The organism is Paraburkholderia sp. JHI2823 (genome assembly GCF_038900695.1).
GTDB classification, from domain to species: Bacteria; Pseudomonadota; Gammaproteobacteria; order Burkholderiales; family Burkholderiaceae; genus Paraburkholderia; species Paraburkholderia mimosarum.
Map to the genome: position 1 here is coordinate 247,305 of NZ_JAYMRY010000002.1, position 24,920 is coordinate 272,224.

At 65.4% G+C, this 24,920-nt stretch carries 17 protein-coding genes and 1 pseudogene; 4 read left to right on the plus strand and 14 right to left on the minus strand.

All coding sequences use genetic code 11. The annotated features are described in order from the left end of the window. Positions 1 to 8 precede the first annotated feature (8 nt). Positions 9 to 1,031, minus strand: a complete 1,023-nt coding sequence (locus tag VSR34_RS03665) for a 2Fe-2S iron-sulfur cluster binding domain-containing protein (protein ID WP_342961961.1) — start codon at positions 1,029 to 1,031, stop codon at positions 9 to 11. A gap of 17 nt (positions 1,032 to 1,048) precedes the next feature. Next, complete coding sequence (gene hcp / locus VSR34_RS03670) at positions 1,049 to 2,716, minus strand: hydroxylamine reductase (protein ID WP_342961891.1); 1,668 nt, start codon at positions 2,714 to 2,716, stop codon at positions 1,049 to 1,051. A 322-nt stretch (positions 2,717 to 3,038) separates the two neighbouring features. On the opposite strand from hcp, the gene VSR34_RS03675 reads away from it, so the two are divergent. Together VSR34_RS03675 and VSR34_RS03680 are read left to right on the plus strand one after the other, a co-directional pair. Then, on the plus strand, positions 3,039 to 3,341 hold the full coding sequence (locus VSR34_RS03675) for a type II toxin-antitoxin system HigB family toxin (RefSeq protein ID WP_028209360.1): 303 nt from the start codon (positions 3,039 to 3,041) through the stop codon (positions 3,339 to 3,341). A gap of 5 nt (positions 3,342 to 3,346) precedes the next feature. Then, positions 3,347 to 3,751: a transcriptional regulator gene (locus VSR34_RS03680; protein WP_042288227.1), complete on the plus strand. Its 405-nt coding sequence runs from the start codon at positions 3,347 to 3,349 to the stop codon at positions 3,749 to 3,751. 83 nt (positions 3,752 to 3,834) lie between these two features. Here VSR34_RS03680 and VSR34_RS03685 read toward each other — a convergent pair whose 3' ends face one another. Together VSR34_RS03685 and VSR34_RS03690 are read right to left on the minus strand one after the other, a co-directional pair. Continuing rightward, positions 3,835 to 4,365: a single-stranded DNA-binding protein gene (locus VSR34_RS03685; protein WP_028209359.1), complete on the minus strand. Its 531-nt coding sequence runs from the start codon at positions 4,363 to 4,365 to the stop codon at positions 3,835 to 3,837. Between the two features lie 176 nt (positions 4,366 to 4,541). Beyond that, positions 4,542 to 5,735 carry an MFS transporter gene (locus VSR34_RS03690; RefSeq protein ID WP_342961892.1) on the minus strand — a complete coding sequence of 398 codons (1,194 nt, stop codon included), beginning with the start codon at positions 5,733 to 5,735 and terminating at the stop codon, positions 4,542 to 4,544. 228 nt (positions 5,736 to 5,963) lie between these two features. Between VSR34_RS03690 and uvrA the strand changes: the two genes are divergently transcribed. Then, positions 5,964 to 8,855: an excinuclease ABC subunit UvrA gene (gene uvrA, locus VSR34_RS03695; RefSeq protein ID WP_342961893.1), complete on the plus strand. Its 2,892-nt coding sequence runs from the start codon at positions 5,964 to 5,966 to the stop codon at positions 8,853 to 8,855. A gap of 113 nt (positions 8,856 to 8,968) precedes the next feature. Further along, positions 8,969 to 10,054: an AI-2E family transporter gene (locus VSR34_RS03700; RefSeq protein WP_028209356.1), complete on the plus strand. Its 1,086-nt coding sequence runs from the start codon at positions 8,969 to 8,971 to the stop codon at positions 10,052 to 10,054. Positions 10,055 to 10,084: 30 nt separating this feature from the next. Here the strand turns inward: VSR34_RS03700 and VSR34_RS03705 are convergent, their stop codons facing one another. From VSR34_RS03705 to VSR34_RS03750, 10 genes and pseudogenes are all read right to left on the minus strand, one after another. Next, positions 10,085 to 10,807, minus strand: a complete 723-nt coding sequence (locus VSR34_RS03705; RefSeq protein ID WP_342961894.1) for a response regulator transcription factor — start codon at positions 10,805 to 10,807, stop codon at positions 10,085 to 10,087. A gap of 68 nt (positions 10,808 to 10,875) precedes the next feature. Continuing rightward, positions 10,876 to 12,858, minus strand: coding sequence for a type IV pili methyl-accepting chemotaxis transducer N-terminal domain-containing protein (locus tag VSR34_RS03710; protein ID WP_342961895.1), 1,983 nt, complete (start codon positions 12,856 to 12,858; stop codon positions 10,876 to 10,878). Positions 12,859 to 13,165: 307 nt separating this feature from the next. Then, positions 13,166 to 13,849, minus strand: coding sequence for a respiratory nitrate reductase subunit gamma (gene narI, locus VSR34_RS03715; protein WP_342961896.1), 684 nt, complete (start codon positions 13,847 to 13,849; stop codon positions 13,166 to 13,168). Continuing rightward, positions 13,846 to 14,568: a nitrate reductase molybdenum cofactor assembly chaperone gene (narJ, locus tag VSR34_RS03720; RefSeq protein ID WP_342961897.1), complete on the minus strand. Its 723-nt coding sequence runs from the start codon at positions 14,566 to 14,568 to the stop codon at positions 13,846 to 13,848. The genes narI and narJ overlap by 4 nt, the downstream gene beginning before the upstream one ends. A gap of 17 nt (positions 14,569 to 14,585) precedes the next feature. Then, positions 14,586 to 16,139 (minus strand): nitrate reductase subunit beta, encoded by a 1,554-nt coding sequence (gene narH, locus VSR34_RS03725; protein ID WP_342961898.1) that lies wholly within the window; start codon positions 16,137 to 16,139, stop codon positions 14,586 to 14,588. Beyond that, entirely contained in the window at positions 16,136 to 19,873 is a 3,738-nt protein-coding gene (locus tag VSR34_RS03730; protein ID WP_028230032.1) for a nitrate reductase subunit alpha, read from the minus strand. The genes narH and VSR34_RS03730 overlap by 4 nt, the downstream gene beginning before the upstream one ends. A gap of 216 nt (positions 19,874 to 20,089) precedes the next feature. Beyond that, a pseudogene (locus tag VSR34_RS03735) lies at positions 20,090 to 21,464 on the minus strand (NarK family nitrate/nitrite MFS transporter). A 64-nt stretch (positions 21,465 to 21,528) separates the two neighbouring features. Then, complete coding sequence (locus VSR34_RS03740) at positions 21,529 to 22,860, minus strand: nitrate/nitrite transporter (protein WP_042288233.1); 1,332 nt, start codon at positions 22,858 to 22,860, stop codon at positions 21,529 to 21,531. Positions 22,861 to 23,098: 238 nt separating this feature from the next. Further along, complete coding sequence (gene purU / locus VSR34_RS03745) at positions 23,099 to 23,968, minus strand: formyltetrahydrofolate deformylase (protein WP_028209355.1); 870 nt, start codon at positions 23,966 to 23,968, stop codon at positions 23,099 to 23,101. 74 nt (positions 23,969 to 24,042) lie between these two features. Then, complete coding sequence (locus tag VSR34_RS03750) at positions 24,043 to 24,912, minus strand: NUDIX hydrolase family protein (RefSeq protein ID WP_028230029.1); 870 nt, start codon at positions 24,910 to 24,912, stop codon at positions 24,043 to 24,045. Between the last annotated feature and the right edge of the window lie 8 nt (positions 24,913 to 24,920).

The following is a 24,920-nucleotide window of genomic DNA, read 5'->3' on the forward strand; positions in this document are numbered from 1 at the left end:
GCCGTCACTCAGACGGTGAACCGCTCGCTGACGAACTGTGCGGACGGCACCCGCGCGCGCGCCGCCATCGCCTGCGCCGCGCTCACCATGGCGGGCGGCCCGCACACATAGAGGTCCGGCGCCGGGCCGCCGGCGGCGAGCGCGGCGGCGAGCGCGTCGACCGGCGTGCCGTGCGAGCCCTGCCCTTCATCGGTCGCTTCGCGAACGCAAACTTCGACGCGCAACTGCGGCAACGCCGCCTGAAGCTCGTCCAGCGCATCGAGCATGAAAAGCTCGCTTGCGCGATTCACGCCGAAGAAGAGCCGTGCATCGTTCATCTCCTGATACTCGGCCATGCGGCGCAGCATCGACAGCACGGGCGCGAGGCCCGTTCCGCCCGCCACGAACCAGCGCGGACGCAGGCTGTCGGCGATCATGCCGAAGCCGCCTTGCGGGCCGCGCACGGCAAGCATGTCGCCGGGCTGCGCGCGCTCGCGCAGATACGCCGAAAACTCGCCTTCCGGCCGCAGCCGGATCAGAAACTCGAGTCGCCCTTCCCAGTTGCTCGTGTTGGCGAGCGAGAACGGCCGCCGCACGTCGCTTCCGGGCAGGCCCAGCTCGACGAACTGGCCTGCTTCGAATTCGGCGGCGCTGCCGTTGGCATCGTCGGGTTCGAGCTGCAGTTCGAGGCGTCGCGTGTCGTCGGCGATCGTCTCCAGAGCAACGATGCGCGCCCAGCGCTCGGCCACCGGTTGCAGCAGCACCTTCGAGTGGTCGTACGGCGCGGCCACGCGCAGGTCGGCCGCAGGCGTCGTGCGGCACAGCAGGACCGCCCGCGGGTCGCCGGAAGGAAGCGCATCGGCGCTGTGATCGCCGAGCGTGTACGCACCTTCTGTCACGGTGGCATGGCAGGCGCCGCAGCTGCCGCGCTTGCACTGCGACGGCAGCGTGATGTCCGCCGCCGCCGCCGCGCTCAGCACGTCCTGGCCCGGCGCGCATGCGAAGCCGAACGCCTGGCCGTCGCGCGTGATGAGCTCGATCTGATAACTCATGGCGTCTTCACCCGCGCTCATGCGGCCTTGCATGCGAGCGCGGCCTCGAGGTCCGCTTTCGCCTCGCCGATCGGCGCGATGCCGAACTGCTTGACGAGGATGTCGAGGACATTCGGCGTGAGGAACGCAGGCAGCGTCGGCCCGAGATGGATGTTGCGCAGGCCGAGCGCGAGCAGCGTGAGCAGCACCGCGGCGGCCTTCTGTTCGAACCACGACACCACGAGCGTGAGCGGCAGATCGTTCACGCCGCAGTCGAAGGCCTTCGAGAGCGCAATCGCGATCTGGATCGCCGAGTAGCTGTCGTTGCACTGGCCGAGATCGAGCAGACGCGGAATGCCGCCGATGTCGCCGAACGGATGGCGGTTGAAACGGTACTTGTTGCAGCCGAGCGTCATGACGACGGTGTCGTCGGGCGCGCCCTGCGCGAATTCGGTGTAGTAGTTGCGGCCCGGCGCGGCGCCGTCGCAACCGCCGATCAGGAAGAAGTGGCGGATCTGGCCAGCCTTCACCGCGTCGATCACCTTGTCGGCGACGCCGAGCACCGTGTTGCGCGCAAAGCCGATCGTGATGGTCTCCTCGGCCGCCGTTTCGCGGAAGCCGGGCAGCGCGAGTGCAGCCTGCACGAGCGGCGCGAACGCATGATGCTCGAGATGGCGCACGCCGGCCCAGCCCACCGGCCCCGTCGTGAAGATGCGCTGACGGTACTGCGGCAGCGGCTCGATGAGGCAGTTGGACGTCATCAGGATCGGGCCGGGGAAGTTGGCAAAGTCCGATTGCTGGTCCTGCCACGCGCCGCCATAGTTGCCGGCGAGATGCGGATAAGCCTTGAGCTTCGGGTAAGCATGCGCGGGCAGCATTTCACCATGCGTATAGACCTGCACGCCGGTGCCTTGGGTTGCTTCGAGCAGCGCTTCCAGATCGCCGAGATCGTGGCCCGAGACGAGAATCGCCTTGCCCGCGACCGGCGTCACGCGCACGGTGGTGGGCTCGGGCATGCCGAAGCGGCCCGTGTTCGCGGCGTCGAGCAGTTCCATCACTTTCAGGTTGAGGTTGCCGAGCGCGAGCGCGTGCTCGAGCAGATCACCGGCCTGCGTGGGTTCGCTCGCGAGAAAAACCAGCGCATCCTCGACGCCTGCGTAGACCTCTTCACTCTCGTAACCGAGCACGCGTGCGTGATGCGCGTACGCGCACACGCCCTTGAGACCGTAAAGCACGAGGGCGCGCAGGCCCACAACGTCCTCGCCGACCTCCGCGAGCCCGGACCGGATGCCGACGAGCGCGGCCTGCGCCTGGAGTTCAGCCAGATCGTTGCCCGGCTGCCAGAGCGCGGCGCCGGATGGTTGCGCCGCGGCGGCGCCTTGTGCGAGCGCGAGCGCCTCGCAGGTCGCCTTGGCGCGATCGCGGTGTTGCGCGGCCTCGCGCAGCATCGCCACGAATCGGCTTGCATTGAAGTTGACGTTGGTGAGCGTTGTGAACAGCGCGTACAGAATGAAGCGGTCGGCTTCGCGATCGGGGCTGCCGAGGCTGCGCGCGAGCGCGCCATACTGTGCGATGCCCTTGGCCGCGTAGATCAGCAGGTCCTGCAGATCCGCCGTCGTGGCGTCCTTGCCGCAGTTGCCCCTGGCCGAGGCGCACCCCGGTGTGGCCTGGGTGCGGTCGGTCTGTTCACATTGATAGCAAAACACGGCTTTCTCCTTTTCCTTGTGGGGTGACGGCGCGAGCTGTCATGTAAGATGCAAAATAAATGCATCTTTTAAATGGTGACGCGCCGGCGGGAGTTGTGCCGTGACAAAAATCAGGAAAAGTGGCGCTTCAGGCGCAAATGCGGTGACGTGTGCGAAAACGCCGCAGCGCTGCCGGCGGGTCGTGCTAATCGACAACACCGCTTCCCGGTGCCGCTCCGTCTTGAAAGGAGGGACATCCGAATTTGCAAAGAGGTACGACCTTTCGCCAACAGCGATGCCACGACGCTTGCATTAGTCCCAATATGGGACTAATCTCTGCCCGATGAGAGTCGTTGCGAAAAAAGTCCTCCTGGCGTTCTGCGACAAGCATCCGGTCGCGCGGCAATCGATACTCGCATGGCACGAGGAAGCCGTTAAAGCCGTCTGGATGACACCGCAGGACATTAAGGCCAGATATTCGAGCGCGAGCTTCGTCGGACGCAACCGGGTGGTATTCAACGTCAAAGGCAACGACTACAGACTGGTCGTTGCAGTCGCCTACCGCATCGGCGTCGTCTACATCAAGTTCGTCGGAACTCATGGCGAGTACGACAGGATCGATGCTGAAACTGTAGAACTGGAGTAGCCACGATGGACATTCGCCCGATCCACAACGAACGCGATTACCACGAAGCGTTGCAGACCGTTTCGAGCCTGGTTGACGCCGACCCGGCTCCGGGCACGCCGGAAGGGGACCGCCTGGAAATCCTGGCTACCTTGGTCGAGCGCTACGAAACTGAACACTTTCCTCTCGATCTTCCCGATCCTGTCGAGGCCATCAAATTCCGGATGGAGCAGGCTGGGCTGTCGGCCAGCGACATGCAGCCGTATCTCGGCAATCTGAACAGAGTCTACGAAGTGCTCAATCGAAAACGTGGGCTAAGCCTGGCCATGATTCGTCGCCTGAATCGAGGATTGAATATCCCGGCCGAAGTACTCATCGGAGAGGAAAATTGCAGCCAGACTGCACGCGGGGAAATGAAGCGAACACAATGAAGAAGGCCGGATGGACCACACGTAACCGGTTGATTACGTCTGGTCTTCCGGCCAGCATTTGACAGGCAGCGAAAAGGTTCCGTTCAGAACGGAATATCGTCGTCCATCTCATCAAAGCCGCCGCCAGCCGGCGCGCTCGAACGGCCGCCACCGGCGCCGCCACCGCTCGAACGCGGCGCACCGCCGCCGCCCGCCGCACGACCGCCGCCGCGCGGTGCCGACGGCTCACGGCTGTAGCCGCCGTCATCGCCCGCGTCGCTGCCCATCGAGGCGCCGCCGCTGCGGCCGCCCAGCATCTGCATCTGGTCGGCGACGATTTCCGTCGAGTAACGGTCGGTGCCGTCCTGGGCCTGCCACTTGCGCGTGCGGATGCGGCCTTCGATATACACCGACGAGCCCTTCTTGAGGTACTCCGAGACGATCTCGGCCAGACGCCCGAAGAACGACACCCGGTGCCATTCGGTCATTTCCTTGAACTCACCGGACGCCTTGTCCTTGTAACGGTCCGTCGTGGCGAGGCGGATGTTCGCCACGGCGTCGCCGCTCGGCAGATAGCGCACTTCCGGATCGGCGCCGAGGTTGCCGACGAGGATCACCTTGTTCACGGATGCCATGAATTTCTCCTGTTTGATTCCGTTGCGAGGAGCGGCCGCGCGGCACGCGCCGGCTAGCGCTTAATGCGCCTTCGCCAGTCGCAAACCGCCTCCGCGAATTGCGTTGCTTGCTGTGAACCACTGGTTCGAATAAAGGCCCGCCGGGATCAAGCCCGCTGGGTTCAAGCCCGCTGGGTTCAAGCCCGCTTTGGCGGCGCCTTCATATTGGCCGCGATTATAAGCCAGCACAAGACGAGCCCCGAGCACGCATAGAACACGGCGCTCGCGCCGTCGTGCTTGAGCAGCCAGCCGCCCACCACGCCGCCGAGCGCGAGCCCGATCGACTGCGTGGTGTTGTACACGCCCGTGGCCGCGCCCTTGCGGTTGCCCGGCGCGAGCTTGGAAACCAGCGACGGCTGCGACGCCTCCAGGATGTTGAAGCCGAGGAAGTACACGAACAGCACGGCCGACACGATGACAAGTGTATGTGCCAGCGAGCCGAGCAACAGCTGGCCGATCAGGATAAGACCAATGGCCGATACCACGACGGCCTTCATCTTGCCCCGCTTCTCCGCGGCGATGATGGCCGGCACCATCATGACGAACGCAAGGCCCATGACCGGCAGATAAATCTTCCAGTGCGACGCGACCGGCAGGCCCGCATCCACGAGCAGGCGCGGCACGACGAGAAAGAGCGCAGTTTGCGTGGCGTGCAGCACGAGCACGCCGAAATTCAGGCGCAGCAGTTCGACGTTGTGCAGCACCTCGGCGAACGGGGCGCGCACGTGCACGGGCTTCTTCGGCGAATCGGGCACGACCCAGATCACCACGCCCACCGCGAGAATCGAGAACACGCCGACGAGCGCGAACAGGCCGCTCATGCCGACCCAGTGAAACACGATCGGCGCGCCCACGATGGCCACGGCGAACGAGATGCCGATCGAGCCGCCCACCATCGCCATGGCCTTGGTGCGGTTCTCCTCGGCGGTCAGATCGGCGATGAACGCGAGCACCGCCGAAGACACCGCGCCCATGCCCTGGATGACCCGGCCGACGATGATCCACATCATGTCGTGCGCGCCCGCGGCGACGAAGCTGCCAATCGCGAAAATGACGAGGCCGGTGGCGATGACGGGCTTGCGGCCCACCATATCGGAAGCCCAGCCGTAGAAGATATAGAGAAGCGACTGCGTCACGCCGTACGCGCCGAGCGCGATGCCGACCAGCAGCAGATTGTCGCCGCCGGGAATGGTTTTCGCGTAGACCGAAAACACCGGCATGATCATGAAGAGGCCCAGCATGCGCAGCGCGAAGATCGCCGCGAGCGATACGGTCGCGCGCAGCTCGGGCGCGCTCATGCGTGAGGAGGTAGCGGGTGAATTGGAGGACATCGGAGCGTTGTGTGTTTGGGCCGCAGTCAAATGCCGCAAGTACCCGCACGTTGGTAACCAGACTCAACCAGACGAAGCGCGGACCTGGCGGACGCCGCCTGACGCGCCACTTTCGGGGGCCTTGCATATGCCGCTCCGGGCCCCTTCGAAGACCGTCAGCAAGCCGTAACGGCGGTCTGGAAAAGTCGCTATAGTAGCAGGTTTGGTTTCCCTTTCTCGCGCAGGTTCATGGAACAGATCCGTATCCGTGGGGCCCGAACCCACAACCTGAAGAACGTCAATCTGGACCTGCCGCGCCACAAGCTCGTGGTGATCACCGGGCTCTCCGGCTCGGGCAAGTCCTCGCTGGCGTTCGACACGCTCTACGCCGAAGGCCAGCGCCGCTACGTGGAGAGCCTCTCGGCCTACGCGCGCCAGTTCCTGCAGCTCATGGAGAAACCCGACGTCGATCTGATCGAGGGTCTGTCGCCGGCAATTTCCATCGAGCAAAAGGCCACCTCGCACAATCCGCGCTCCACGGTGGGCACGGTCACCGAGATCCACGACTACCTGCGGCTGCTCTACGCACGCATCGGCACGCCCTACTGCCCGGATCACGAGATTCCGCTGGAATCGCAGAGCGTCTCGCAGATGGTGGACGCCGCGCTCGCCCTGCCCGAGGAAACGAAGCTCATGATCCTCGCGCCCGTGATCGTCGACCGCAAAGGGGAGCACGCCGAACTCTTCGACGACATGCAGGCGCAGGGCTTCGTGCGCTTTCGCGTGCGCTCGGGCGGCGGCACGGCCAACGAAGGGGAAGCGAAGATCTACGAAGTCGAGTCGCTGCCCAAGCTCAAGAAGAGCGAGCGCCACACCATCGACGTGGTCGTCGACCGGCTGAAGGTGCGCCCCGACATGAAGCAGCGTCTCGCCGAGTCGTTCGAAACCGCGCTGCGCCTCTCCGACGGCCGCGCCATCGCGCTCGAAATGGACACGGACAAGGAGCATCTCTTCAGCTCGAAGTTCGCCTGCCCCATCTGCTCCTACTCGCTGCCGGAGCTGGAGCCGCGACTCTTCTCGTTCAACAACCCGATGGGCGCGTGCCCCGAATGCGACGGCCTCGGCCAGATCACGTTCTTCGATCCGAAGCGCGTGGTGGCGCACCCGTCGCTTTCGCTCGCCGCGGGCGCGGTGAAGGGCTGGGACCGGCGCAACCAGTTCTACTTCCAGATGCTGCAGAGTCTGGCCGCGTTCTACGACTTCGACATCGACACCGCGTTCGAAGACCTGCCAGAAAAGGTGCGCAAGATCCTGCTGTACGGCTCGGGCAAGCAGGAAATCCCGTTTTCGTACATCAACGAGCGCGGCCGCACCTCGGTGCGCGAGCACGTATTCGAAGGGATCATCCCGAATCTCGAGCGCCGCTACCGCGAAACCGACTCGGCCGCCGTGCGCGAGGAGCTTTCGAAATACCAGAACAACCAGGCCTGCCCGCACTGCGAAGGCACGCGCCTGCGCCGCGAAGCGCGCTTCGTGCGCATCGGTGCGAACGAGGACGCGCGCGCCATCTATGAAGTGAGCGGCTGGCCGCTGCGCGACACGCTAGGCTACTTCCAGACGCTGCGCCTCGAAGGCGCCAAGCGCGAGATCGCCGACAAGGTGGTCAAGGAGATCGTTGCGCGCCTCATGTTTCTCAACAACGTCGGGCTCGACTATCTCTCGCTCGAACGCAGCGCCGAAACGCTCTCCGGCGGCGAGGCGCAGCGCATCCGCCTCGCCTCGCAGATCGGCTCGGGCCTCACGGGCGTGATGTACGTGCTCGACGAGCCCTCCATCGGCCTGCATCAGCGCGACAACGACCGCCTCATCGCCACGCTCAAGCACCTGCGCGACCTCGGCAACTCCGTGATCGTCGTCGAGCACGACGAGGACATGATCCGCATGGCCGACTATGTGGTCGATATGGGTCCGGGCGCCGGCGAGCACGGCGGCATGGTGATCGCCCAGGGCACGCCTCAGGACATCGAGCGCGACCCGGCCTCGATGACGGGCCAGTACCTCTCGGGCGCGCGCCGCATCGACTATCCCGACGAACGCATCGAGCCCGGCGAGCGCCGCCTGCGCATCGTCGAGGCGCACGGCAACAACCTCAAGCACGTGACGCTCGACCTGCCGGTGGGGCTGCTCACCTGCGTGACGGGGGTTTCCGGCTCGGGCAAGTCCACGCTCATCAACGACACGCTGTATCACGCCGTGTCGCAGCATCTGTATGGCTCGTCGGCGGAACCGGCGCCGTTCGAGGCCATCGAGGGCCTCGAGCACTTCGACAAGGTCATCAACGTCGACCAGTCGCCGATCGGCCGCACGCCGCGCTCGAACCCGGCCACCTATACGGGCCTCTTCACGCCCATCCGCGAGTTGTTCGCGGGCGTGCCGGCGGCCAAGGAACGCGGCTACGAATCGGGCCGCTTCTCGTTCAACGTGAAGGGCGGCCGCTGCGAAAGCTGCCAGGGCGACGGCGTGCTCAAGGTGGAAATGCACTTCCTGCCGGACGTCTATGTGCCCTGCGACGTCTGCCACGGCAAGCGCTACAACCGCGAGACGCTGGAGATCCAGTACAAGGGCCGGAACATCAGCGAAGTGCTCGACATGACCGTCGAAGCCGCCTACGAGTTCTTCAAGGCCGTGCCGGTCGTGGCGCGCAAGCTCAAGACGCTGCTCGACGTGGGTCTGGGCTATATCCGCCTCGGCCAGTCGGCCACCACGCTTTCGGGCGGCGAGGCGCAGCGGGTGAAGCTTTCGCTGGAGCTTTCCAAGCGGGACACGGGCCGCACGCTGTATATACTCGATGAACCGACCACGGGCCTGCACTTCCACGACATCGCACTCCTGCTCGAAGTGATTCACCGGCTGCGAGATCAGGGCAATACGGTGGTCATCATCGAGCATAATCTCGATGTCATCAAAACCGCCGACTGGATCGTGGACATGGGCCCCGAAGGCGGCGCGGGCGGCGGCCAGATCGTGGCCCAGGGCACGCCCGAGGAGGTGGCGAAGTCGAAGGCGAGCTTTACGGGCCGCTATCTCGCGCCGCTGCTCAAGCGCCAGATAGCCGCGCTCGACACGGCCTCGGGCAAGTAAACAGGTAACCGGGCCGGCAACGGAGCCGGAAAAATTAGCAGTAGAAATGGCTGCGGCAACAACGGGCCGGGGACGCCAGCGTTCCCGGGGCCTGGAGACGGAATACACCCAAAATGGTCAAGCGCAACGAAGCGACCGAAGATAAACAGGTGCGCGACCTGCGGCCAAGGACGGTCAGGCTCACGAGCGACATGAGCCTGCCGAAGCTTTCGGCAGTGGAGATCGGCAGCTATGTGGCCGCGCTCGCCGGCATGTTCGCGGTGCTGCACTTGAACCTGCTCGGCGCGCTGCTCGCGGGGATGCTCGTGTTCCAGCTCGTCCACACCATTTCGCCGCTCATCGAGCGGCGCATGTCGAGCAGCCGGGCGCGCTGGCTTTCGGTGGTGCTGGTTTCCATCGTGATCGTGGGCGTCCTGACGGGGCTCACGGTGGGCGTGATCGAGCAGTTCGAAAGCGACGTGCCGAGCGTGCAGAAGGTCATGGCGCAGATGATGACGTTCGTCGACCAGGCGCGCGGGCGCATTCCCGAATCCATCGCGGCCTACCTGCCCGTGGATGTCGCCCAGATGAAGCTCAAGGCGCTCGCGCTGATGCACGAGCACGCCACGCAACTGGGCCAGGGCGGCAAGAGCGCCGCGCGTGTCTTCGGGCATATCGTGATCGGCATGATCATCGGCGCGATCATCGCCATTGGCGCGCAGAAGAACGCCACGCGGCTGCCGCTTTCCACGGCGTTCGTCGCGCGCGTCTCGCGTTTTGCCGACGCATTCCGCCGCATCGTGTTTGCGCAGGTGAAGATTTCGGCGATCAACACGACGTTCACCGGCCTCTTCCTGCTGGTCGGGCTGCCGCTCTTTCACGCACCGCTGCCGCTCGCGAAGATGCTGGTCGTGGTGACCTTCGTGGTGGGTCTGTTGCCCGTGATCGGCAATCTGATCTCGAACACGCTGATCGTCGCCATCGCGCTCACCGTGAGCCTGCCCGCCGCGGTCACGGCGCTCGTCTTCCTGATCCTGATCCACAAGCTCGAATACTTCCTGAACGCACGCATCGTGGGCGGCCAGATCGAGGCGCGCACCTGGGAGCTGCTCGTCGCGATGCTGGTAATGGAAGCCGCGTTCGGCATTCAGGGCGTGATCGCCGCGCCCATTTTCTACGCGTATATCAAGCGCGAACTCATCTATCTGCGGCTCGTCTGAGCCGCTTTACCGGATGCCCGCGCGCGGCGCTCAACGCCCGCGCGGCTCGCCGCCCGCGTCCGTCATGCCGTCCTGCCCCATCGCATAGATCGCCACTTGCACCCGGCTCGTGAGATTGAGCTTGCGCAGGATGTTGCGCACGTGAATCTTCACCGTGCTCTCGGCCAGGTCGAGCGTTCGCGCAATCTCCTTGTTGCTCGCGCCGCGCGCCAGCTCGCGCACGATGTCGCGCTCGCGCGCCGTGAGCGCCTCGGCGCCCGGACGCGCGGCGCCGGGAGCGCTCGCCACGCCGGCCGCGCCGCTCGCGCCGATCCCACCGGTCGAATGGACGGGCTTGCGCATCTGCTCCACGAGCTTCGCCGTCATGTGCTCGGTGATGACCGGCTGGCCGCTCGCGGCCTTGCGGATCGCAGCCACCAGCGCGTCCGCGTCGATGCTCTTGAGCAGGAAGCCGCGCGCACCCTCGCGCATCGCGGCCGTGAGTTCGTCGGCGTCTTCGGAGACGGTGAGCATCACGACCGCCGTCTCCGGCAGATCCTCGACCAGCAGCTGCAGCGTTTCGAGCCCCGAGAGGCCGGGCATGTTCAGGTCGAGCAGGATGACGTCGGGCAAGTGCTGCTTGGCGCGCTTGACGCCTTCCACGCCGTCCGACGCCTCGCCCACCACTTCGAGGTCGGGCTGGCGCTGCAACAGCGCGCTCACGCCCGAGCGAAAGAGCGTGTGATCGTCGATCAGCAGGATGCGTATGGTCATGGAATCGTTATCGGTCGTAGCGTTGAGTCGAGGTCTTCCGGTTCCGGTCGGGATGCCCGCCGCCCCGTTCATGCGGCCATGCGGCTCGCGGCCGGCAGCACGAGTTCGACGCGTGCGCCGCGCCCCGGCGCGCTGTCGAGCGCGAGCACGGCGGCAAGGCGTCTCGCGCGCTCCTGCATGATGTGAAAGCCGACATGCGATTCGCCGCGTGAGGCGATCTCGGCGGGATCATAGCCCACACCATCGTCCTCGATCGTCAGGCGAAAGTCGCGTCCGTTCACGACGCTCACGTGCACGTGCAGCGCCTCCGCATGCTTGCGCGTGTTCGAGAGCGCCTCCTGCAGCACGAAGAGCACCTGCAGTTGCTGGTCGGGCGGCAGCGGCGGCCCGTCTTCGTCGCGATAGTCGAGCACCAGCTCGGCGTCCGACTGGCGCCGAAAGCGTGCGACGGTGTCCTCGACGGCGAGGCGCAGCTTGCCCGGGGCGAGCTTCGTGCGGAAATTGAGCAGCAGCTCGCGCACGTCGTCGTAGCTTTCTTCCACGCCGCCCGCGAGGAGCGGCACGATCTCGCGGATCTCGTCGAGGTCGCCGCGCCCGGTGGCGCCATCGAGCAAATGCACCTGCATCTTCAGGAAGCTCAGGCCCTGGGCGATGCTGTCGTGCAGCCCCTGGGCGACGAGATTGCGCTCCTCGGAGACGGCGAGCTGGCGCCCGAGCGCCACGAGACGCCGGTTCATGAGCGCCACGCCGAGATGACGGCCGAGCGTCTGGAGCAGTTGCACGCCGGAAGGCGCAATCTCGCGCTCGCGCCGGAAGTGCAGGGAAAACGTGCCCAACGTCTCGTTCTGCGCGACGATGGCCGACACCACGACACTCACGAACCCCGCCTTCAGGCAACGCTGCGCGAGCACGCTGTCTTCGCGGATGCCCGCGCCCGAGCCCTGCGGCGCCATCAGACCGAAGACGACCGGCGCCTCGGCCGAAGCGCCGCCACAGGTGCAATCGGCCGCGGGCATGCAGTGCTCGGCGCGTGTAATCGCTTCGGGCATGCCTTCGGACACCAGCAGATGCAGATTGCCGTCGTCGGGCGAGACGACGCGCACGGTGCCGCCGTCGGCGTCGAATTCGCGCATCACGCGCGTGAGGAAATCGCGGCAGACGTCTTCCGTAGCCCCCGGCGTGTTGAGGAACGCCGCCATCTCGTAGAGCGTGGCGAGTTCGCGGTTTTGCGCCGCCAGCTGCGCGGTCTTGGCGTCCACGCGTTCGGCGAGATCCCGGTACAGCGCCTGCAGCTCCGCGACCATGCGATTGAAGCCTTGCGTGAGGTGGCCGAACTCGTCGGACGTCTCGACCGGCAAACGCGTGTCGAACTCCTGCGCCTCGATGCGCGCGAGCCCTTCCTGCAAACGCTGCACGGGCGCCACGAACCATTGGTAGAGCAGATAGACGATGGCCATCGTGCCCACGCAGGAAAGCGCCGCGAGCGCGACCTGCGAGATGCGCAGCCACGCGGTCTTGCGCGCGTTCTCGCGCTCGATCAGGCTGACGAGCCCGTTTGCCTCGTCGATGAAACCGGGCAGGAGGCCGATGTACGTCGAAGGCGCTCCCGCGCCGGCGGCGAGCTCGCGCAGCGCAGCGGGCTTCAGTTGCTGGCTCCACGCCGTTGCGACGCGCTCGAACTGCGCGTGGATGCCGGCATCCGCGGGAAGGAAGAGCGGCCGCGCCGGATCGCCGTCGCGCAAGGCGAGCAGCGTCGCGTCGAGCTGGCGCATCTGCGTGTCGACTTGCGCGGGTTTGCCGGTGCGGGCCTCCCATAGCGCGATCGCCACCGCGTTGGCGCGCATGCGCAGGCTCCCGGCGTCGTTGATCGCGGCCCCGCCGCCTTCGAGCTGCCACGAGAGCCACAGTGTGCCGCTGATCATCGCGAGCACGAGCGCGAGGGCGACCGTGGAGAGCACGACGATGCGCGTGGAGAGCCGCCGCGGGAACGGCGCGGCCTGCGCGCCGGCGCTTTTGGCAGAACCTGTTGCGGAATCGGAAGACTCGGTCATGGCGGGTTAGGGAAAGCGGCTGCGCGGAAACGTCGGCGCTTGCACCTGGCACTACCTCGCATCACCAGGCATTATCTGACGGAGCACGGCGGATGGCTCGCAATGTCGTATATCGGCAGACGGCTGCGACACTATGCGGCAGGTCATCCGTCTTCCCCGGCAAGCTCAAGCCGTTGCCGTTGCGCGACCCGGTCCATGTGCATCGTAAAAGTGCGGGGAATGCGAGCGCGGCTCGCTCCCCGCGAAAGAACGGCCATCCCCACGGCCGTTCACAGGCAAGCACAGCCCGCCGCGCCCGCGCCGCTTGCTAGCGGCTACGCACGAGCTGCCAGGCGCGCGACAGATAAGTGATCGAGGCAAAGCCGCTCCACACGTGCACGAGGCGCGTGAACGGGAAGATCACGAACAGCGTCATGCCCATGAAAAGGTGCAGCCGGAAGACGAGCGGCGCGCCAGCCACATGGCTCGCCGCGTCGCCGCGGAACGTGACGATGTGCTGCGCCCAGGTCATGAGCCGCACCATCATCGCGCCGTCCATGTGGGTCGCCGATTCGCCGATCGTCGTGAGCCCGAGCAGCAGCGTGACGAGCAGCCACAGCAGCAGCACCTTGTCGCCCACGCGCGTCACGGCCGAAACGCGTGCGTTCGAAAGCCGCCGATGCAGCAGGATGGCGAGGCCCACGAGACACATCGACCCCATCACGCCGCCCGCGACCATCGCCACGAGCTGCTTGACCGCATGCGGCACGCCGAGCCAGTCCCACACCGCGACGGGCGTGAGGAGCCCGAACAGATGGCCGAAGAAGAGCCCGAGAATGCCCACGTGGAAGAGAATGTTGCCGAGCCGCAGATGCCCGCGATAGAGCAGCTGCGAGCTGTCCGCCTTCCATGTGTACTGCTCGCGCTCGAAGCGCGCGAGGCTGCCGAACAGGAAGATGGCGGTGGCAATGTAGGGATAGATGCCGAACAAAAACGGGTTGAGCGTGTTCATGGCGATTCCTTTGCGCAGGCAGCCGAGGCGGCCGAGGCAGCGGAGGTGGCTGCGGCGGTCACGGCGGCAGACCCCGCTCGCGGGTGAAAATGAACGACCTGCGGTGAATGGCTCGCGCCGAATGTGTGCATGAGCGGCTCGACGCCGTCCGCACCGGTGCCGAAGCGCTCGAGCGCCTCGTCCATGTCGCGCACGGGCGCGCCCGCGAGCGGCAGCGGCTCGACGTCGCTCAGCTGGCACAGCACCGTGAAGATGCCCGCATAGGGGCTTTCGTTCTTCTCGAGCTGATTGCCGAGCGCGGCAAGGACGTGAATCGCCTCGCCAAGCAGCGCGCTCGCCTCCTTTTCACCTATCAGGCCGAGCACTTCGAGAAAGAGCGGTACGTAGTCGGGCAGCTCGTTTGTCGCCACGTCGAGCCCATGGCTGCGGTATTCGTCGAGCAGATCGACCATCGCCTGGCCGCGCGCGCGGCTCTCGCCGTGCACGTGCTCGAAGAGATGCAGCGAGTGGCGCGGATTGCGGTCGAAAGTCGCCACGTAGTCTTCCTGCGACGCGACGAGCGAGCGAGCGCGCAGCGCCGCGATGAGCGGCGCGAGCTCGCGCGTGGCCATTGAGCCGTTCGGTGCGGCGTCGAGCGCGGCCTCGATGTCGGCGAGGGCGTCGAGCAGGGGCTGCCCGGGATAGTCGAGCAGCGCGGAAAGCACGGAATAGAGCGACATGATCGAAGTCCTCCCGCTCAAGCTTCCGAAGGCGTCTTGCGACGCGACTTCGGCATGTCGACATACACCACGCTGCCTTCGACCTTCGAGCCGAAGAGCGAGCCGTCCGAAACGCCGCCCGAGCAGCCGTTGCCGAACGAGAAGCCGCAACTGCCCTTCTCGTTGAACGAGTCCTCGACCATCTCCTTGTGCGACGACGGCACGACGAAGCGGTCTTCGTAGTTCGCGATCGCCATGATGCGGTACATGTCCTCGACTTGTTGCGCCGTGAGGCCCACACGCTCGAGGACGGCGTCGTCGTTCACGCCGTCCACGGTCTGCGTGCGCTTGTAGGCGCGCATCGCCAGCATGCGGCTGAGTGCGCTGACCACGGGCTTCTCGTCGCCGGCGGTGAGCAGATTGGCGAGGTAGCGCATTGGAATGCGCAGGCTCTCGACGTCGGGAATCACGCCGTCCATGCCGGTATGGCCCGCGTCCGCTGCCGACTGGATCGGCGAAAGCGGCGGGACGTACCAGACCATCGGCAGCGTGCGGTACTCGGGATGCAGCGGGAACGCGATCTTCCACTCGACCGCCATCCGATACACGGGCGAGCGCACGGCGGCGTCGAGCCAGCTTTGCGGCACGCCCTGGCGACGCGCCTCGGCCTGAATCGCGGGATCGTGCGGATCGAGAAACACGTCGAGCTGCGACTGATAGAGATCCTGTGTCGATTCGACCGAAGCCGCCTCACTGATCCGGTCCGCGTCGTAGAGCATCACTCCGAGATAACGGATGCGGCCCACGCACGTTTCCGAGCACACGGTCGGCTGTCCCGCCTCGATGCGCGGATAGCAGAAGATGCACTTCTCGGCCTTGCCGCTCTTCCAGTTGAAGTACATCTTCTTGTACGGGCAGCCCGAGATGCACATGCGCCAGCCGCGGCACTTGTCCTGATCGACGAGCACGATGCCGTCGTCTTCGCGCTTGTACACCGAGCCCGACGGGCACGACGCCACGCACGCGGGGTTCAGGCAGTGCTCGCACAAACGCGGCAGATACATCATGAAGGTGTTCTCGAAGCTCGAGTACATCTCCTTCTGCACGTTCTCGAACAGCTTGTCGCGGCTGCGCTTCTCGAACTCGCCGCCAAGATCGTCTTCCCAGTTAGGACCCCAATGGATCTTGTCCATCTTCTTGCCGGTGATGACCGACACGGGGCGCGCGGTGGGCGGCGTCTGCGAGAGAGGCGCCTTCTGCAGATGCTCGTAGTCGTAAGTGAACGGCTCGTAGTAGTCGTCGATGCCGGGCAGGTTCGGGTTGGCGAACAGGTTGGCCAGCACCTTGAGCTTCGGACCCTGGCGCGGCTCGATCTTGCCTTTCGGGTTACGCACCCAGCCGCCGTTCCACTTCTCCTGGTTCTCCCATTCCTTCGGATAGCCGATGCCGGGCTTCGTCTCGACGTTGTTGAACCACGCGTATTCGACGCCATCGCGCGAAGTCCACACGTTCTTGCACGTGACCGAGCACGTGTGGCAGCCGATGCACTTGTCGAGGTTCAGGACCATCGCCACCTGGGCGCGGATTTTCATGATGCGGCTCCTTCCTCTGCTCGTTCATCGAGCGGCCCTTCGAGCCACTCGACCTTCTTCATCTTGCGCACGATCACGTACTCGTCGCGATTGCTGCCAACCGTGCCGTAGTAGTTGAAGCCATACGCGAGCTGGGCATAGCCGCCGATCATGTGCGTCGGCTTGAGCACCGTGCGCGTGACCGAGTTGTGAATGCCGCCGCGCATGCCGCTCGTTTCCGCGCCCGGGACGTTGATGATCTTTTCCTGCGCGTGGTACATGAGGCACATGCCGCGCGGCACGCGCTGGCTCACCACCACGCGCGCGGTGAGCGTGCCGTTCACGTTGAACACTTCGACCCAGTCGTTGTCGACCAGGCCCGCCTCCTTCGCCTCGGCCTCCGAAACCCACACGTGGGGGCCGCCGCGCGAGAGCGTGAGCATGCGCAGGTTGTCCGTGTAGGTCGAGTGGATGCCCCACTTCTGGTGCGGCGTGATCCAGTTCAGCACGAGCTCGTGCTCACCGTTGGGTCTCGCGCCAAGCATCGGCGAGATCGTCTTCGTGTCGATGGCGGGCTTGTAGTTGCATAGGCCTTCGCCGAAGTCGAGCATCCAGCGGTGATCCTGATAGAACTGCTGACGGCCCGTGAGCGTGCGCCAGGGAATCAGCTCGTGCACGTTCGTATAGCCGGCGTTGTAGCTCACCTCTTCCGATTCGAGCCCCGACCACGTGGGCGCCGAGATGATCTTGCGCGGCTGCGCCTGCACGTCGCGAAAGCGGATCTTGTCGTGCTCGCGGCCTTCGGCCAGATGCGCGTGGTCGCGGCCCGTGATCTTCGAGAGTGCATCCCACGCCTTCACCGCAACATGGCCGTTGGTTTCCGGCGCGAAGGTGAGGATCATCTCGGCGGCGTCGATGGCCGTCTCCAGACGCGGGCGTCCCTCGGCTGCGCCACGGTTCTGCTGGATGCCCGTGAGCTGCGCGAACTCGCCCACCTCGTGCACGGTGTTCCAGTTGATCCCCTTGCCGCCGTTGCCCAGCTTCTCGAGCAGCGGCCCGACGGAGGTGAACTTGTTGTAGATCTCGCCATAGTCGCGCTCCACGAGCGTCATCGAGGGCGCGGTCTTGCCCGGAATGAGATCGCATTCGCCAAGACGCCAGTCCTTCGGCTCGAAGGCTTGGCCGAGTTCGCCGGGCGTGTCGTGCATGAGCGGCGTGCAGACGAGGTCCGTGCGCTTGCCCAGATGCGCGCCGCCGATTTCGGAGAACTTTTTCGCGATGGCCTTGTAGATCTCCCAGTCGGTCTTGCTCTCCCACAACGGCTGCACTGCCTCCGAAAGCGGATGGATGAACGGGTGCATGTCCGACGTGTTGAGGTCGTCCTTCTCGTACCACGTGGCCGAGGGCAGCACGATGTCGCCGTACAGGCACGTGGTGCTCATGCGGAAGTCAAGCACCGTGAGCAGGTCGAGCTTGCCTTCGGCCGCTTCGCGCACATTCACCTCGGCAGGCCTGATCGCATCGGCTTCGTCGCCGAACAGCGCGTGCTGGGTGCCGAGCAGGTACTTGAGGAAGTACTCGTGTCCCTTGCCCGAGCTGCCCAGAATGTTCGAGCGCCAAACGAACATGTTGCGCGGGAAGTTCGCGGGATTGTCGGGGTCGTCGCAGGCGAAATTCAACGCACCCGACGTCAGCTGATCGACGGTGTACTGCACCGGTGGCACTCCCGCGCGCTGCGCGGCTTCCACCACGTCGAGCGGATTCGCGCCCAGTTGCGGCGCCGAGGGCAGCCAGCCCATGCGCTCGGACTTCGCGTTGAGGTCGAGCATCGAGAGCCCTTCGTAGCGCGCGCGATCCGCGCCCGGCCCGAGGATCTCGTCCACGCTCACCTTCTCGTGACGCCACTGGCTCGTGTGGTTGTAGAAGAACGACGTGCCGTTCATCTGGCGCGGCGGGCGCGACCAGTCGAGCGCGAACGCGAGCGGCGCCCAGCCGAACTGCGGACGCAGCTTCTCCTGGCCCACGTAGTGCGCCCAGCCGCCACCGCTCTGGCCGATGCAGCCGCACATCATCAGCAGATTGATGATGCCGCGGTAGATCATGTCGTTGTGGTACCAGTGATTGAGCGCCGCGCCCACGATCACCATGCTCTTGCCGCGCGTGCGGTCGGCGTTGTCGGCGAACTCGCGCGCCACCTGGATCACGAGCTTGCGCGGCACCGTGGTGTGCTTCTCCTGCCATGCCGGGGTGCAGGGGATGTCGTCGTCGTACGAGGACGCCACGTTCGGGCCGCCCAGGCCCTGATCGACGCCGTAGCTGGCCATCTGCAGGTCGTAGACGGTCGCCACCAGCACGCTCGTGCCGTCCGCGAGCGCCACGCGCTTCGCGGGTACGCGGCGCGCGAGCAGTGCGCCGTGCTCGCCGCCGAAGTACGGGAAGCTCACCTCGACGACTTCGTCATGCCGATCGATGAGCGACAACTGCGGATCGATTTCGCGGCCACTGCCGCCGTCCTTCATCTCGAGGTTCCAGCGGCCCGCCTTCCTGCCGCCGTCGTGCTCGCCTTCGCCCCAGCGAAAGCCGATCGAGCCGTTCGGCGCGACGATGTCGCCCGTCGTGGCATCGATGGCGAGCGTCTTCCATTGCGGGTTGTTCGCTTCGTCGAGATTCGCGGCGAGCTGCGAGGCGCGCAGGAACTGGTCCGGCACGAGCGCGCCGTCGCGCCGCGCGAGCGTGACGAGCATCGGCATGTCGGTGTACTGCTTCACGTAATCGCGGAAGTACGTAGACCTGGCCGTAGCGTGGAACTCCTTGAGCACCACGTGGCCCATTGCCAGCGCGAGCGCAGCGTCGGTGCCCTGCTTCGGCGCGAGCCAGATGTCGCCGAACTTCACCATCTCGCCGAAATCCGACGACACCGCCACCGTCTTCGTGCCCTTGTAGCGGACTTCGGTGTAGAAGTGAGCGTCGGGCGTGCGCGTTTGCGGCACGTTCGAACCCCACACCATGAGATACGTGGAGTTGTACCAATCGGCCGATTCCGGCACGTCGGTCTGCTCGCCCCAGATCTGCGGCGAAGACGGCGGCAAGTCGCAATACCAGTCGTAGAACGACAGACACGCGCCGCCGATCAGGCTCAGATAGCGCGCGCCCGCGGCATACGACACCATCGACATGGCCGGAATGGGCGAGAAGCCCACCACGCGATCGGGGCCGTACTTGCCGATGGTGTAGGCGTTGGCCGCGGCGATGATCTCGCTGGCCGTGTCCCAGTCCGCGCGCACGAAGCCGCCCTGCCCGCGCGCACGCTTGTAGCGTGCCGCCTTCTTCGGGTCCTCGACGATATCGGCCCACGCCGCTACAGGGTCGAGCGTCTTGCGGGCCTCGCGCCACATCTCGATCAGGCGGCCGCGGATCATCGGGTACTTCACGCGCTGCGCGGAGTACACGTACCAGCTATACGATGCGCCGCGCGGGCAGCCGCGCGGTTCATGATTGGGCAGATCCGCGCGCGTGCGCGGGTAGTCGGTCTGCTGCGTTTCCCACGTGATCAGGCCGTTTTTCACGTAGACCTTCCACGAGCACGAGCCCGTGCAGTTCACACCGTGGGTCGAACGCACGATCTTGTCGTGCTGCCAGCGGCTGCGATAGCCGTCTTCCCATTTGCGGTCCTCGTTCACCACCGCGCCGTGGCCGTTCGAAAACGTCGACTTCACGCGCGACATGAACTTCAACCGGTCCAGAAAATGACTCATCAGGTTCTCCGGGACTGCTGCTGGAATCGTTCGATCGAGCCCGTCGCCGCACCATGTATTGCCTGCGCGGCGCCTGGCGCTCGTATCGTTCCGAGTATGGCGAGCAGGCGCTTGCCTGCCCATTCATCGAGCGGAGGGTGCGCGCAGCGCATCGGGAGGAGTCCCGTTGCGCCGCGCTACGCCTAAAGGACTAGTCCGCTGTCGTCTCCGCTCGCTTCAGCAAGGCATGGAAGCGTTGCGGCGCGCGTAGAACAGCCACGTCACCGCGGCGCATACCACGTAGAAGCCGATGAAGCAGAGGAGCGCGCCGACAGGCGAGCCCGTCAGGTCGAGCGAGGTGCCGAAGCTCTTCGGAATGAAGAAGCCGCCGTAAGCGCCCATTGCACCGGCGAAGCCGAGCACCGCCGCGGATTCCTTGCCGGCCTCGGCAAGCGCGCGCTGCTGCTCGCCCGCGCCGCCGGCCTTCGCCGCGCGCTGGTGTTGCGTGAGGAAGATCACGGGAATCATGCGGAAGGTCGAGCCGTTGCCAATGCCGGTGAGCGCGAAGAGCACGACGAACATCGCGAGGAAACCGCCGAAGCTGCCCTGTGTGCCGCCCAGCGCGCCGCCCGGCAGGAAGGCGATCACGCCCGCCACGGCCGCGATCATCGCGAGGAAGGTCCAGAGCGTGACGCGCGCGCCGCCCAGCTTGTCCGAGATCCATCCGCCAGCGGGGCGGGTGAGCGCGCCGGCGAGCGGCCCGAGGAAGGCCCATGCAGTGGGGTTGATGGCGGGAAATTCCGCCTTCGTGAGCAGCGCCAGGCCAGCGGAGAAGCCGATGAACGAGCCGAAGGTGCCGACATAGAGAAAGCACATGATCCAGTTGTGCGCGCGGCGGAAGATCACGGCCTGCTCGCTGAACGACGCTTTTGCATCGGCGATGTCGTTCATGCCGAACCAGGCGGCGAACGAAGACACGACGATGAGCGGAATCCATACGAAGCCCGTGCTCCACGCCGTCCTTCACCCAGCTCTGCCCGTCGCCGAGCAGGCCCGCGAATACGGCCGTCGAGATGACGATCGGCGTGACGAACTGCACGAGCGAGACACCCAGGTTGCCGATGCCTGCATTGAGGCCGGTGGCGAAGCCTTTGCGCGACTTCGGGAAGAAGAAGCTGATGTTCGCCATCGACGAGCTGAAGTTCGCGCCGCCGAGTCCGCACAACAGGGCGAGCACGAGCAGCGTCGCATACGAGGTCGACGGATCGCGCAGTGCGAAGCCCATGCCGAAGGCCGGGATCAGCAGGCTCGCCGTGGAGATCGCCGTGAAGCGGCGGCCGCCGAATATCGGCACGAGGAACGAATAGAAGATACGCAGCGTGGCGCCCGAAAGCGCGGGCAGCGCCGTGAGCCAGAAGAGCTCGTTCTTCGTGAAGTGAAAGCCGCCTTTATCGAGGTTGACGACCGTGACGCTCCACAGCGACCACACCACGAATGCCAGCATCAGCGCCGGAATCGAGATCCAGAGGTTGCGGGTGGCGATCTGTTCGCCGGAAGCTTGCCAGAACTTCCTGTTCTCGGGCTCCCATTGGGTCAGCAAATATTTGGACATGATTGTGCTCTTGCATCAGGTGCCGCACGCGCGGCGCGGGTTGATTCGATTAACCGACCATTCATCAGGGTTGCGAAGTTTCTTTCACCAGAGCGCTCCCTTCGGGCGTCTTGCCCGCGAGCTTTGCGCGGCCGTTGACGAGCGCTTCGGGGCGGAACGAGAAGTGCATGAACAGCAGGCTCACCGCGGTGGCGCCGAACATCAGCATGAAACAGGTGGTGCGGACGCCGGTGAGATCCACGAGGAAGCCGAACAGGATCGGCAGGACGAACCCGGCGAGGCCGCCCGCCAGCCCCACGACGCCGGAGACCGCGCCGATGTTGGCGGTGTAGTCGTCGCCGATGAACTTGAAGACCGAGGCCTTGCCCACCGCCATCGCGATGCCGACGACGAACATCAGCACCGTGTAGAAGACCGGTCCCGTGCTGATATGCAGGCCGAGCGGGCCATGCGCGCTATGGATCACGAAGTCGGTAGGCGGGTAGCTCAGCAGGAAGAAGCACGCGAGCGAGACCCACATCACGGCCCATGTCGTGCGATACGCACCGTAGCGGTCCGACAGCCAGCCGCCGAACGCGCGCAGCACACCGCCGGGCAGCGAGAAGCACGCCGCGAGAAACGCCGCATGCTCGATGCCGAAGCCGTACTGGTTCACGTAGTACTGCGGCATCCACAGCGCAAGCCCGACATAGCCGCCGAACACCACCGAGTAGTACTGCGCATAGCGCAGCACGCGCGGGTCGGCGAGCACGCGCATCTGGCCCGCCACGCTGGCGGAGTCCCCGACGCGGTGCGCCGGATCGGTCGCGGAAAACAGCCAGAACAGCAGCGCGGTCACGAGCATGGCGACCGCGTAGATTTTCGGCACGATGGTCCACGTACCGGCCGCGACGATCAGCACCGGCGCCACGAATTTGTTGAGCGCGGCGCCCGAATTGCCCGCGCCGAAGATGCCCATCGCGAGGCCCTGGCGCGACTTCGGGAACCAGCGCGCGACATAGGGCGTGCCGACCGAAAACGATGCCCCCGCGAAGCCCACGAACAGGCCGAGGACGAGGAATTGCCAGAATTGCGTCGCGTACGAGACGAGCCAGATCGGCACGATCGTAGCGAGCATGGTAAGGAAGAAGACGATGCGCCCGCCGAAGCGGTCGGTCCAGATGCCGAGCGGCACGCGGGCGAGCGAACCGGTGAGCACCGGCGTTGCCGCGATCAGGCCGAATTCGGTGTCGGTGAGGTGCAGCTGTTGTTTGAGCGGAATGCCGAGGATCGCGAACATCATCCAGACGGCAAAGCAGATCGTGAACGCGAAGGTGCTCGAACCCAGCACGCGCCATGCACGACTATCGGCGACAGGATCCGCGCGCGGGGCCACGCCAGCTTGCTTGCCTTTCATGATTTTCCCTCTTGTCGTTTTGTTGACGTGACAAGCGTAGGAAAGACGAAAGGTGCGGGCTATTCTCCGCAGGGAGTGAGCGACGATGCGCCGCTAGATCTTAAGGAGTAGTACCGGGGATGTGACGGCGCGGAACAAAAGCCGCAGGAATGCGCTGGGGTCAACAAGAACAGATGGGAAAGCCGTAGCGCGTCATGAAACGCGCTACGGCATGGTTCGCAGTGGCATCAACGCAAGATCAGCGGAACACCACCGTCTTGTGCCCGTTGAGCACGATGCGATGCTCGACGTGCCACTTCACCGCGCGCGCGAGCGTCACGCATTCCACGTCGCGGCCGATCGCCGTGAGCTGGTCCGGCGTCATGTTGTGATCGACACGCTCCACTTCCTGCTCGATGATCGGGCCTTCGTCGAGATCGGACGTCACGTAGTGCGCCGTTGCGCCAATGAGCTTCACGCCGCGGTCGAACGCCTGGTAGTACGGCTTCGCGCCCTTGAAGCTCGGCAGGAACGAGTGATGGATGTTGATCGCGCGGCCTTCGAGCGCCTTGCACAGCTGCGGCGAAAGGATCTGCATATAGCGCGCGAGCACCACGAGATCGGCGCCTTCGCGGTTCACCACTTCGAGCACGCGCGCTTCCTGCGCGGCCTTGTCGGCATCGGTGCCGCCGAGCAGCGGGAAGTGATGGAACGGAATGTTGTAGCTCGCCGCGAGCTGATAGAAGTCCTTGTGGTTCGAGATGATCGCGGGAATCTCGATGGGCAGCTGGCCGGTGCGGTAGCGGAACAGCAGGTCGTTCAGGCAGTGGCCGATCTTCGAGACCATGATGACGACGCGCGGCTTCACGTTCGCGTCATGGAGCTCCCAGCGCATGCCGAACTCCTGCGCGAGCGGCTCGAACGCTTCGCGCAGGCCGTCGAGGCCCGGGTCGCCGCCCACCTGCTGGAAGTGCACGCGCATGAAGAACTCGCCCGTATGGCTGTCGCCGAACTGCGCCGAGTCGAGAATGTTGCTGCCGCGCTCGAACAGAAAGCCCGACACGGCATGCACGATGCCCGGCCGGTCGGCGCACGATAGTCTGAGAATGAAGCTGTGATCGGTCGACATGACCCTGGTAACTCCCGTCTATACCTGGTGATTCAAAAGGGCTTTGGGGCTTTCCTAAAAGAACCGGCGCCCTTTCACAGCGTCGGCGCCTCGAAGATCGCGGCAATGCCCTCGCACGCGTCTTCGTCTATCCATTGGCGGCGCAGCAGGCAGTCGAGCGTCGCGAGGCTCGCGTCCACCGTCATCGCGCCTTCCTCGATCCAGCGCGCGGCTTCGTCGATACGTGCGAGGCGGTGCTCGCCGACTTCGCCGTCCTGGTTGTGCGGCACGAAGTCGGCCGGAAGCACGAGATCGTAGACGAAGATCTGCTCGGCCTGCGTGCCTTCGGGCAGCGACTGCAGCACGTGCACGGTGCGGCCGGCACGCGCCTCGCGCGCGAGATCCGCGCCGATGCCCGCTTCTTCCCAGCATTCCTTCACGAGCGTGGCCTCGATGTCGAAACCCCAGCCGATGCCGCCCGCCACGACGTTGTCGAGCATGCCCGGGTCGGTGGCCTTGGTGTGGCTGCGCCGCGCGATCCATAGCTGCGGTGCGCCGGGCGACAAGGAATGCGCGTATTCTACGACGCCGTTCAGATGCACCGCGTACGTCATCGTGCCGAAGAAGCGCGAGGCCGCGCGTTCGATGAAGGCGAGCGGCGGTGCTTCGAAGGCGTTGCGGATCGCGTAGGTTTCGTTGCGCCAGCCGGGAATGCGGCCTTCTGCCGCCAGCGCGCCGATCACCGAGCCTAGCGCCGCGCTGCGCGCCGGCACGCTGTCGAAGTGCCCAGCGAGCGTCACGCGCGCGCTTTGCGCGTCGCCATCGATCTCGAACACGTCGGGCCAGCGCGCGAGCAGCGCGACATCGTCCTCGCGGATCCAGCCCACGCGCTCGTCGCCGATATGAAACGGCAGATGCGCAGCGACGTCGAAACGCCGCGCGTCGATAATGCAAGGCAACGTCATCGATCAGG